General features: G+C 34.7%; 9 protein-coding genes and 1 other RNA gene. 5 read left to right on the forward strand and 5 right to left on the reverse strand.

What is annotated here, in order from left to right:
• A partial coding sequence (locus H7F21_RS07180) for an Ig-like domain-containing protein (protein WP_221892453.1) occupies positions 1–3173 on the reverse strand: 3173 nt, incomplete at its 3' end.
• Positions 3174–3498: 325 nt separating this feature from the next.
• Between H7F21_RS07180 and H7F21_RS07185 the strand changes: the two genes are divergently transcribed.
• From H7F21_RS07185 to H7F21_RS07200, 4 genes are all read left to right on the forward strand, one after another.
• A complete protein-coding gene (locus H7F21_RS07185) occupies positions 3499–3984 on the forward strand; it encodes a SixA phosphatase family protein (RefSeq protein WP_185788597.1) in 486 nt (161 codons plus the stop codon).
• Complete coding sequence (gene ppk1 / locus H7F21_RS07190) at positions 3984–6038, forward strand: polyphosphate kinase 1 (RefSeq protein ID WP_185788598.1); 2055 nt, start codon at positions 3984–3986, stop codon at positions 6036–6038. Before H7F21_RS07185 ends, ppk1 begins: the two co-directional genes overlap by 1 nt.
• A gap of 1 nt (position 6039) precedes the next feature.
• A complete protein-coding gene (locus tag H7F21_RS07195; protein WP_185788599.1) occupies positions 6040–6951 on the forward strand; it encodes a Ppx/GppA phosphatase family protein in 912 nt (303 codons plus the stop codon).
• A 102-nt stretch (positions 6952–7053) separates the two neighbouring features.
• The gene (locus H7F21_RS07200) at positions 7054–7584 is read left to right on the forward strand and encodes a porin family protein (protein ID WP_185788600.1); all 531 of its coding nucleotides are present in this window, start codon (positions 7054–7056) and stop codon (positions 7582–7584) included.
• A gap of 56 nt (positions 7585–7640) precedes the next feature.
• Here the strand turns inward: H7F21_RS07200 and H7F21_RS07205 are convergent, their stop codons facing one another.
• From H7F21_RS07205 to H7F21_RS07215, 3 genes are all read right to left on the reverse strand, one after another.
• On the reverse strand, positions 7641–8222 hold the full coding sequence (locus H7F21_RS07205) for a MiaE family protein (protein WP_185788601.1): 582 nt from the start codon (positions 8220–8222) through the stop codon (positions 7641–7643).
• Between the two features lie 7 nt (positions 8223–8229).
• Positions 8230–8808, reverse strand: coding sequence for a hypothetical protein (locus H7F21_RS07210; RefSeq protein WP_185788602.1), 579 nt, complete (start codon positions 8806–8808; stop codon positions 8230–8232).
• Positions 8809–8901: 93 nt separating this feature from the next.
• Positions 8902–10629: a DNA polymerase III subunit gamma/tau gene (locus H7F21_RS07215; RefSeq protein ID WP_185788603.1), complete on the reverse strand. Its 1728-nt coding sequence runs from the start codon at positions 10627–10629 to the stop codon at positions 8902–8904.
• Positions 10630–10729: 100 nt separating this feature from the next.
• On the opposite strand from H7F21_RS07215, the gene rnpB reads away from it, so the two are divergent.
• Positions 10730–11046: RNase P RNA component class A (gene rnpB / locus H7F21_RS07220), an RNA gene on the forward strand.
• Positions 11047–11212: 166 nt separating this feature from the next.
• Here rnpB and H7F21_RS07225 read toward each other — a convergent pair.
• A complete protein-coding gene (locus H7F21_RS07225) occupies positions 11213–12670 on the reverse strand; it encodes a T9SS type A sorting domain-containing protein (protein ID WP_185788604.1) in 1458 nt (485 codons plus the stop codon).
• Between the last annotated feature and the right edge of the window lie 48 nt (positions 12671–12718).

A 12718-nucleotide genomic window follows, 5' to 3' on the forward strand; every position in this document is an offset into this window, starting at 1 on the left:
TCTCCCTCGAAGTCCTCGTCGTTGGTAAGCAAGTTACCAGAGACCGCTAGATCCACGAAGGTATTGTTGATGTCATCTATGGCATCTGTACAATTGGCAAGAATTTCTGTCGAAATTGAAGTTGAACAGCCATTGGCATCTAAAACAATAATCGTGTAGTTTCCAGCAAATAAACCAGTAAATGTTCCAATTGTTTCAAAATTAGATCCATTATCAATTGAATAGGAGTAAGGTGCAGTTCCACCCGTGCTTTCAATAGTTATAGACCCTTGATCTTGACAAACGATATTAGTTTGAGCAGTAATCAATGCTGAGACAACAGAATCAGGTTCTGAAATAGTAATAGTTTTCAAAACAGGATCACAAACTGATCCATCTAATGTTACACTTACGGTATAGTCACCAGCAATAACATTAGAAATAGAACTTGATGTTACACCAGCATCAGTCTGACCATTAGACCAGGTAAATGTAAATGTAGCCGTAGGATTGATTAAAGAACTAGCAGAAACTGAAGTTGAACCAGATGCGTCACCATAGCAAAGAACATTAGTAGTTGCTCCAGTTATTAAGGACGTATCACAGTCATTTGTGCAGTTAATTTGAACACTTTGTGTTGCTTCACACCCATTAGCATCATTTACGGTCACCGTATGATTACCAATAGGTAAATTGTTGGCTATTGCAGTGGTTTGACCTCCTGCTGAAGCACTCCATTCAAAAGTGTATGGCCCGACGCCTCCAGAAGGATTGGCAGTTGCCGATCCATTTGTACAACCTTCAATAGAAGTTGCATCTATTTTATCAATTAAAACTACAATAGGTTCGGGTTGAGATATCGTAAAGTTGACAGATACAGTACAGTCATTAGCATCAAGTATAGTGAAAGTATAATCACCAGCCACTAAATCAGTAAAGAAGCGTTCTGATTGCGTTGTTGTACCACCATCTAAAGAATAACGATATGGAGCAGTACCACCTTCCCCTTGGTATTTTATACTACCAGTACTCTCACCATGGCATTTAACGCTTTTATTATAAATAAAATCTGCACTAAGTGGATGACTTGGTTGAGTTATTGTAATTTCCTTACTGGTTTCACAGCCATTACCATCCGTAACTGATATTGTATATGTTCCAGCATTTACATTTGTTAAATTTTGACTTGTAGAACCATCGCTCCAAGCGTAAGTATAGTGCTGGGTTCCACCTTCTACATTGATAAAAACATCGCCAGTATTTTCGCCATAACAGGATACGTTAGTTATGGAATCTACAGTTATAATTAACGGGTTCGGTTGGGTTATTTCTACATCTACTGTAGATGTACACTGATTATTATCTATTATGGTCACTGTATAGGTACCTGCTGTAAATGGAGGAGGAAAAAAACCACTAGATTGTGTTGTTACTCCACCGTCTATGGAATACAAATATGGTGGTGTGCCACCAGAGCCAGCGACCTTAAAATCACCAGAATCATTGCCATGACAGTCTACATTTTTTACCCATTCCAAATGTACAGATAACTCTTCGTCTGGTTGGTCAACTTCAAATTCTTCTTTAACGGTACAACCATTAGCATCTGTAACAGTCACTGAGTACATACCAGCAAAAACTCCTGTTAAATTTGGGCTTGTAGAAGAATTACTCCATAAATAAGTATAGGGACCGGTACCGCCAGAAACTGTAAGGTCTATTCCGCCAGAATCTTCAAGTTTACACAAAGCATCAGTAATCGTTGCTGTAAGTTCTAAATCTTCAATGGTAATAGGATTACCACTGAATTCATTAATGCACTCAGAGTAAACGCTTCTTACACTAAGATTATATATGCCTTCTGGTCGAGAAAATATTGGTGAACTTTGAAAAGTACCATTATTAAGCTGATATTCAAATTCTGGACCTAAAGGGCTTGTTACTTCTATAATGTAATTATCACTAGTAGAATCACAGCTAATATCTATTTCAGGGTCCGAGGGTAAATTAACAAAGGTCATTGTCACTGTGGCCTCATCACAGACAGACTCGTTTGGAGCAGGTAAACATACACGATAATCAAAAGTGACATCACCAGTAAAATTGTCTTGAGGAATATAGCTATATGTACCATCTTGATTTAGTTCAAAATATTGACCAGCAGGTGTTGGACCTGAAATTACTTCATAAGTAGAATTTTCTGGAACATTGTTTGTTAACATTAAATCACCAAAATATTTCTCATTTATGCAGTTAGTCTGCATTTTGTCGATGGCATACTTTTGGAGCAAGAAAAATTTACCATCACCATGATCTCTTGTTGATGCATTAAATTCAATTCTTGATATTCTAGAACCAACAGGCACTATATCACTTAAATAAAATAAAGCAATACCTATAGTACCATTGTTTTCTACAACTCTATTCGTTCTCCAATAATCTGTACCTGGGTTAGGTGGTCCAAATTGAGGACCAGAGAGTGCTCCACCATTTGGCCTAACAAAAGTTTGACCTAATAACTGTTCAGGGCCTCCGCCTGCAGGCGTTCCATACATAGCAACATGATAACAATTATTAACGTTTCGCTCTGTAACAGCCAATATTCCGCCTTCATTAGATGGAATTGCAGGATCATAAAAAATACTTTGCTTTTGGGCGTCGGTAGTTTCAACCGCATCAAAATCTAAACAGATATTTCGTCCATTAGGATTTGCTGTGAAGTAATGGTTTAAGTTTTTATCTTGGAAAGCCTCTAAGGCGTCAGAATTCCAAAATGGACTACCATCGCCAGCATTATTATTATTATTATTATTATTTCCATTTCCTACACCCGTATTACCACCATTGCCATATGCATAAGCATTACCATTGGCATTGGTATTACTTCCATTTCTAATTGTAACTCCGTTTTTTAAAATTTTATTAGGTCCATGACCATCTGGTCCTAACCTTGTCAATTCATAATCCGATGGCACAACAAAAGTGCTGTAAACCTGACCATTAATTGTAATGGACTTAATGGTCGCCGGACTTGTTTGGTTAGGTTGGGTAACTTCTTCCCATTCAAATGTAACACCAGTTTGAATTGAGGGCGCTTGCTGAGCAAACATTAAACTTGGTAAAACGACAAAAAAGGCCATATATATAGCCTTAGTTATGTTTACAACAGAAATACAATTGTATTTGTTTTTCATATTCCACATAATAACTTATAATGTCTGTATTGCTGCTTTTATAAAACTGCTGCAATAACTACATAATTAGATGTAGTAATGCATTATTTAGCTTTTAAACAACAAAACTCTTATTGCTTTTATAAAAATAGAGGGAGATACTAGTAATGTAAATTTAAGCGGATTAATATATTTTTGATTTGGGGTCATTTACATTAATTTTACAAAAACAAAAGAACTTATAACCTAAATCATAAGCAAACATTAGAGTTGAACCGGCAAAATAGTCGTTAAAACGGAGATATACAACATTTTGTCGAAAAAAAATGCATTTAATCGATATTACATGAAGATACTTACACTTGTTAGACATGGTAAATCCTCTTGGGAATTTGATGTTTCTGATGACAAAAGGCCTCTCAAATCCAGAGGTCGGTCAGATGCGAAACTAGTTGCTAATCAATTTATTAATAATAATCAATTACCACAAATGGTGTTTTCGAGCCCAGCAAAAAGAGCCCTTGAAACTTGTAAGATTTTTACTCAGACCATTGGATTCTCAGAAAATTCTGTTATAATCGAAGACGATTTGTATGATTTTGGAGGAGAAAATGTTATTAAGTTTGTTAAAAGTCTTTCTAACGAGATTGATGATGTTATGATTTTTGGTCATAACCATGCTTTTACATCCATTGCTAATATATTTGGAGACACCTATATCGATAATCTTCCAACCAGTGGTTTGGTAAGACTTAATTTTGAAATTAACAAGTGGGAAGACTTAGAAAAAGGTAGAACCGAGTATATTATTGTACCAAAGGAACTTAGATAATGACTAAAGATAAAAATACTTATATAAATAGAGAATTAAGTTGGTTACAGTTTAATGCTCGCGTACTCCAGGAGGCGGCAGACGAAAATGTTCCACTAATAGAAAGGCTTCGATTTCTGGGTATATTTTCCAATAATTTAGACGAATTTTTTAAAGTTAGATATGCTACTGTAAAACGTATTGATCAAGCTGGTAAAGGTGGCAAGAGCGAACTAGGAGGTATAAAGGCGGGTGAGCTGTTGGAAGATATAACTAAGATTGTTATAGAACAACAATCCGAAAGTTTAAAAATATTAAAGTCCATAAATAGAGAACTGGAGAACGAAAAAATTCATGTTATTGATGAGACAGAAATTGATGAGCAACACCATGATTTTATTAAAAATTATTTCTATCAAGAAGTAAGCCCGGCATTGGTTGTTATTGTATTAAGTGAAGATGTCGAAATCCCAAGTCTTAAAGACAGTGCAGCATATTTGGCAGTAAAAATGTCCCATGCTACCAATCAAGATCAATTTGCACTAATTGAAATTTCTAGGGCTATGGATAGGTTTGTAGTTCTGCCAAGCAAAGGTGATTCAAACTATATTATTATGCTTGACGACTTACTTCGTTATTGCCTGAATGACATCTTTAACATTTTTAATTATGATAGTATTTCTGCTCATATGATTAAAATTACTAGGGATGGAGAACTTGATTTCGATAGTGATTTTAGTAAGAGCTTCATAGATAAATTGTCTGACAGTGTCAAGGACAGACAAGTTGGAGAACCTGTTCGTTTCGTTTATGATAAAAGTATTAATGAGGATACATTGACCTTTCTTATGGCTCGTATGGAGATCGATTCAAAAGATAGTATCATACCAGGTGGACGCTACCACAATCGTAGGGATTATATGGATTTCCCAAGTTTAGGTCGTAACGATTTGTTATACAATAAGATTAAGCCATTACCAGTTAAGGGGTTAAGTTTTGAGCAGAGTATTTTTAAGACTATTGCCAAAAAAGACTACTTGGTCTACACACCTTACCATACATTTTCGTATATCGTGAAATTTCTAAGGGAAGCAGCCTTAGACCCCAAGGTCAAAACAATTAAAATTACCATATATAGGTTGGCCCAGATTTCGCACGTTGCCAGTTCATTGATCAATGCGGCTAAAAATGGCAAGAAAGTTACTGTTTCTATTGAACTTAGAGCACGCTTTGATGAAGAGGCTAATATTAACTATGCCGAGCAAATGCAAGATGCGGGCGTGAACATGTTGTTTGGTGTTACTGGCCTAAAAGTACATTGTAAAATGTGTGTTATTGAACGCGATGAGGACAATAAATTGGTACGTTATGGTTTTATAAGTACAGGAAATTTCAATGAATCCACGGCAAAAGTCTATACTGATTTTACGTTACTAACTGCTAATTCAAAAATCCTGAAAGATGTTAATAAGGTGTTCGGTTTTTTTGAAGTCAACTATAAAATATACAGATATAAGCATATTATTACTTCACCTCACTACACCAAATCCAAGTTATTTGCGCTTATTGATGACGAAATTAATAATGCAAAGCAGGGTAAGCCAGCTTATATAAAGTTAAAAATGAATAGCATTAGTAGTTATAAGATGGTAGACAAACTTTATGAAGCGAGTAGAGCTGGTGTTAAAATACAAATGATCGTTAGAGGTTTATGCTGTTTAGTTCCTGGAGTTGAAGGTATGAGTGAAAATATTGAAATAATAAGTATTATCGATAAATTCCTAGAGCATACTAGACTATTCATATTTTGTAATAATGATGATTCAAAAATTTATATTTCTTCAGCCGATTGGATGACAAGGAATATTGATAATAGGGTAGAGGTAAGTTGCCCGATTTATGACAAGGATATTAAACGAGAATTGCAGCATTTGTATGATATTTGCTGGAACGACAACGTAAAAGCGCGTTGGATAAATGAAACCCAAGATAATAGGTATCGTAGAAATGATTTGCCAAAAGTTAGAGCACAGTTCGATACCTATAACTATTACTTAAACAATCTGGAGGGATAGTATGCTGAAGATACAGAAATATGCTGCCATAGATATAGGTTCTAATGCCGTAAGGTTATTAATTTCCAACATTATTGAGCAAGATGATAAACCTGTGGTTTTTAAAAAGAATTCCTTGGTTCGAGTACCAATTCGATTGGGTGCCGATGTTTTTCTAAATGGAGAAATATCAGAATACAACCAACTGCGTATGGTAGATACGATGCAGGCGTTTAGTTTACTCATGAAATCTCATGGTGTTGTTCGTTATAAGGCTTGTGCTACATCTGCAATGCGTGAGGCAAAAAATAGTAGCCCTCTCACAGATAAAATATTGGAAAGCTGTGGAATTAATATCGATATTATAGATGGTGAAGAAGAAGCTGCCATTATAGCCGAAACGGATTTGCATTTATTTATTGATTCTAACAAAACTTATCTTTATGTTGATGTAGGAGGCGGAAGTACTGAGTTTTCCATTATTCATAATGGTAAGAAGATTAAATCAAAGTCTTTTAGGATAGGAACCGTAAGATTATTGAATGATATTGTCAAAAATGAAACTTGGGTTGAATTGGAGCACTGGATTAAGGAGAATACAAAAGACTATTATAAAATAGAACTTATAGGCTCAGGTGGTAATATTAATAAGATTTTTAAAATTTCAGGTAAAGATGTTGGCAAACCCTTAACCTATTTTTACCTAACTACTTATTATAAGATGTTACAGAATTACTCTTATGAAGAGCGTATTACTGAATTAAATCTTAATCAAGATAGGGCAGATGTTATTATTCCAGCGACGAGGATTTACCTTTCTGCAATGAAGTGGAGCGGAGCTAAGGATATTTTTGTACCAAAAATAGGACTGTCTGATGGTATTATTAAAAGCATATATTATGAAACAGTTTCTAGTGTTGAAGTTGAAGAATAAATTCAGAATTTCACCATTAAACGCCTTTTTCTCTATTAAAATCCATAATTTTATTTAAAAATTATAATTTAAAATTATATTCGCTTTTTCAAATTTATGATTATGAAGAAATTATTACTTGTATCGGTTTTAATGTTTTTTACAACTATATCTTTTTCACAAGATGTGAGATATGGGGTTAGGGTAGCAATAAATAACTCTAACTTAAAATTTGACCCAGATGTTGATTTTGAAAATGATACCCGAAACGGTTTTGCATTTGCTGGTTTTGTAGATTTTGGATTCTCAGAAGAGCTGTCCTTAAGAACAGAATTACAATGGTCTGCAGAAGGTGGAAAAGATGAAAGTATAAGAGCAGATTATATACATATGCCTCTGCTTTTAAAACTTTCTACATCAGACCGTTTCTCTCTTATGGCTGGACCACAAGCATCTTTAAAGACTTGGAAAGACACAGATGGGTTTGCAACGTTTGCTTTTTCTGGGGTTATTGGTGCAGAATATATGATAACTAGCGAGCTATTTATTGATGCCAGATTTGCATATGGTTTTACAAATATTCTAGACGAAGACTTGACAGATGTTGAGGCCAAAAACCATGTTTTACAAGTGGGCTTTGGAATAAAAATTTAATAAACGTTCTATAAACAAAATCGAGAAGCTTCAGCAATTATTAGTTGGAGCTTTTTTTATCCGTGAATGGTTTCTTTATTACCTAAACCTTTCATGATGTCGGCTTCATAGTTAAGGAGTTCTTTCCATTTGTTATCCACCTCTTCTCGATCTCCATATTTTCTTGCAAAATTCAGGAACATGGTATAGTGGCTAGCTTCGCTAATCATTAGTTTTCTATAGAATTTTGCTAGCTTTTTATCTTCTAATTCTTCAGATAGTAAACGAAAACGTTCGCAGCTTCTTGCTTCAATTAAAGCGGCGTACAAAAGTCTGTGAACCAATTGTGTTGTTCTGCTGCCACCTTTAGGGAAAAACTTTAGTAAGGCAATGACATAGTCATCTTTACGGTCACGACCAAGCGTCCAGCCTTTTTCCAATATTAAGTCATGAACCATTTTAAAGTGGCTCATTTCTTCATTCACCAAGTCTATCATTTCCTCTACCAATTCCGTGTATTCTGGAAAACTTACAATTAGGGAAATAGCCGTGCTTGCTGCTTTTTGTTCACAATAAGCATGGTCAGTTAAGATGTCTTCAATATTTTTTTCAACAATATTTACCCATCTTGGATCTGTTGGTAATTTAAGTCCTAACATTTATATTTTATTTGATGTAAACAACATTAATCTGTCCTGTATCATCAATAATTAGTTGATGTAAGGAGCGTTTATTTGTATTTGGTATCTCATACATAACATCAATCACAATATTAGTATTGGATAGCTCATTGTTATTTATTTGTATCGATTTGAGAACAGCCAATTCATTAAAATTATGAAGAGGAGAGTCCGAAGTACTATGAGGTTTAAAATTCAATAATGTATTGGCTCTGTCCTTATCAAAGCTTTCTTTATAAATTAACTTATCGTTTTTTTCAACAAGAATATCATACTTGTAGTATCTATAGTACGTTTGATAGTTAATGGTGTCTTTTACTTTTGTAAAGCGTACACTATTTTCCATATCAGTATATGTCCTAATCTTAATATGATAACCGTTACTCAGTAGCGTATCAACTTCCCGCTCTACATAACTTTCAGGTTCATAGACATCTATTTCAATAGTGACTTTTTTATTAAATTCCTCAATATCCTCAGTTAATGCCTGATACTGTGTTTTCCTGCCTTCACAGCTCGTGAAGACTATAATTAGAATAATAAATAGCCCTAGTAATCTTTTCATCTGTTTATTTTTATTGTTTTTTAATGGTCAGATGGAATTCGCCTATAATCAACTCGCTTGTTATAAAGAGTTGTTATGGCTCATTTCATAAGCTTATATATCTAATCCAAAAGTTTTTTTAAGTAATTCAATATTTGGATTTTTTTCTTTTAATTTTTCATATTTCTCCTGAGGTGTAAAAGCATATTTTTTTGCTATCTCTTCATTAACGGTAATTTCCAAGTGTAAATCGTAATTTTTAAGTGTTTTACGTAGATAGGCTAATAAGGGAAATTGTGAACGTTCTAATTCAATTTTATTAGTGTTGTTGGAATAGGTTAGATGAATGGTAGTCTCATTTAGTTTTGGTTCATCCATTTGTAAAATAGACGCTAAAATCTTTTCACCCTTTTTATCCATAGAAGCCGCATAGGCATTCCATGCTTCAGTAAGCGCTTCTTGTTTTACAGGTTCCTTTGGTAAGTCTTCCTCATCAATAATAACATCCAACTGACGAATTTGATGTTCTTTTTTTTCCCTAATGCTTTTTAACGATAAGCCAGATGTTGTTTTTTTGGCGCTGTCGATAGAAATTTTTGGAATAACCTTAGGCTCTGCAACGGCTGTAAGTACTTCTTCATTTGTACTATGCTGCACTTCAGTTTTGTTGATGTCTTGAGCAACTTTCCGTTCTTGCTTTGGCTTTTGAACAGGAATAGGTGTTATACCCTTGACTTTAAAATACGATGGTGGAATTATGAAGTGCTTATTGTTTTTTTTTTCTCCATCATAAGTGATAGAGGCCAATTGCATCAATGTAAGTTCAACCAGTAAACGCTGATTCTTACTGGTTTTATATTTTAAATCACAATCATTGGCTAGTTGTATGCCTTTCATTAAAAAGGCATTAGAAGTTTTAAGGCACTGTTCAACATACTTTTGCTTAGTTTCTTCACCAACTTCTAGCAGCTCTATAGTTGCTTGATTCTTACAAACCATTAAATCCCTAAAGTGAGAGGCCAAACCAGCTATGTAATGATGTCCATCAAAACCTTTAGATAAAATAGAATTAAATTGTACTAGCAACTCTGGAATCCTGTTGTCAAGAATTAAATCTGTACTTTCAAAATAAGTTTCGTAATCCAGTACGTTGAGATTTTCAGTAACGGCTTGTCTAGTCAGGTTCTTTCCGGAAAAGCTTACTACGCGATCAAAGATGGATAGTGCATCACGCATGGCGCCATCAGCCTTTTGAGCAATGATATGTAGCGCATCATCCTCTGCATTAATACCTTGCTCTTGAGCAATATACTTTAAGTATTCTTTGGCATCAGTAACTGTAATACGCTTAAAATCAAATATTTGACAACGCGATAAAATCGTTGGAATTATTTTATGTTTCTCTGTAGTAGCAAGAATGAAAATACAATGTTTTGGCGGCTCTTCTAAGGTCTTTAAAAAGGCGTTAAAAGCGGCTTGTGATAACATGTGTACCTCGTCAATAATATAGACTTTGTATTTACCCACCTGAGGCGGAATCCTAACCTGATCGGTTAAGTTTCTAATATCATCTACTGAGTTATTGGAAGCAGCATCAAGCTCAAAAATATTAAAGGCAAAATCTTCGTCTTCGCTAGTGTTGCCATCACTATTAATCATCTTTGCCAAGATACGAGCACAAGTGGTTTTACCAACACCACGCGGACCTGTAAAAAGCAATGCTTGGGCTAAGTGGTTATTTTCGATGGCGTTCAGTAATGTATTTGTAATAGCCTGCTGACCTACAACATCCTTAAAGGTCTGAGGTCTGTATTTACGAGCCGATACTACAAAATGTTCCATAAAAAACAACTGAATTACAAATTTAAGAATAACCTCTAAATAGCCCTTTATGAAGCTTAAAAATTAATAGTAGTTATTAACAATTTGATTACTTTTGCGCCAAGCAGATCGCCTTATCGATTCTAAGTATATTTAGGATAGGAAAGTCCGAACACCATAGTGTAACATAGTGGCTAACAGCCACCAGTCGTAAGGCTAGGAAAAGTGCAACAGAAAGTATGTACAGGTCATGCTGTAGTGAAATCAGGTAAACTCTATGTGGTGCAATGTCATGTAAACTAGTGCTTGAGCGTGCACGCGCGATGCTAGAGGGTAGGCAGCTAAAATTTATTGGTAACAATAAATGTAGATAAATGATAAGGGCTCTTTTCTTCAAAGAAAAGTGTACAGAATTCGGCTTATAGATTTGCTTAGTTATACGAGCTTCATGGAAACATGGAGCTTTGTTTTTATTTATTATTTTCAAAAAAAACTAAAAGCATTGCCGCCATAATTCTTGGTATGCAAATACTGTTCTAGTGCACTTAAATCCATATACTTCTCTTTTGAATAAAGCATAAGAATTTTTGTTAATGACTCAACTTTAGTGCTGGCTTTTTTTAATGATTTTCTTGAACGAAAACGTAGAACGAAGCGTTGATATTTTTAGGATGTAAATACCATCTGCCAAATCATTTATAGAGAGTGCTTCAAAATTTGAACTAAATGTTTTGACTAGCTGGCCTGTTGAGTGTATAACATCCACTTTAGCAATAGTTTGATGGTTAGAAAAGTGAATTCGTCCAGAAGTAGGGTTAGGATATATAGAAAACCCTTCTACTGCATAATCATTGGTTTCTAAATTAGTATCTAATTCAAAAATGTAGGCTGCCCCAGCTTTTTCCTCGTCATTCATATTGTTTTCGTCAGTATCATTATACGGTGAGCCGGCGAAAATGACTTCATTACTTATGCTTACAGAATTACCAAACCAATAATAATTATCTGGGTCGCTATTCGTTATACTTTGTTCTAATTCCCATAATGATGTAGAACTATTCAGTACATATGTTCTAACGGAACCTGCTTGAGGAATAGTGCTGCCATCGGTATCGCTATAAGAATGCCTGTAAGCACCAATTATTAAGCGGTTATTTTCAGCGTCCATACTTTGTCCAAAGCCAGAAGGGCCACTAATTGTTTGACTATAATCATATTGAAATGTGGTAGTATTGTACGTGTAAACATATACTTTTTGTGATTCTACAGAGGCGATGAATAGAAAGTCATTAAAAAAGAAAACTTTTTTCCCGAAACGCTGACTCGCACTTAAATCTGGTGATAGTATTTTCTGTATTTGCACCCATTGTCCAGAGTTTGGAGCTTTTTCAAAAATATATGCAGCCCCAGAGTTGTTGATGCCGTTTTCATCAAAATCAAAAGTACCAACAACAATACGGTTGTTATTTATATCTACAGCTGCATCTGATGTAAGTCCATCTGTAGTTGTAATTTCTTGTAAGAAATCCCAAGTGTTCGTGTTGGTATTGTATTCAATTATGTTGACATTTCCCAAATCGGAACCAACAACTAATACATTATTATCTAATCCTGTTTCTAAACCAAAGTTCCCATTTTGCCTTGGAGCATTAGCAAATAATTCTGCTTGTTCTGTCCAAATTCCATTGACATTTTTTTTATAAATATACACCGAGCCTATATCGAAGAGCGATGAGTTATTTGTTGAGTAATCACTAATTACCAGAGTGTTATTATCAATAATAATTCTTCTTCCGAATTCATCAAATGGTTCGGTTTCGTTACGTTGTAGTTTGTAGCTTTCCATCCAAGTACCACCTATTTGATCGAAGACATAAACTGCTCCTGTTGGTCTGTTTCTATAGGCTCCTGAAATAATTTGATTGTCATTAATAACTCCACTAAAGCCAAAATAATCGTCGTCTGCTCTATCGCTAGCAACTATTTTGTGGGTTTCTTGCCATGTCTGGCTAAATCCAAAAACTGTAAAAAGTGAGATTGATAAATGTAAATAGAGCTTCATTATTTATATTTTTGGTCAAAAATAGGAGAGTGGATTTAAAACTTCTAC

The organism is Winogradskyella flava, from assembly GCF_014243395.1.
GTDB lineage: Bacteria > Bacteroidota > Bacteroidia > Flavobacteriales > Flavobacteriaceae > Winogradskyella > Winogradskyella flava.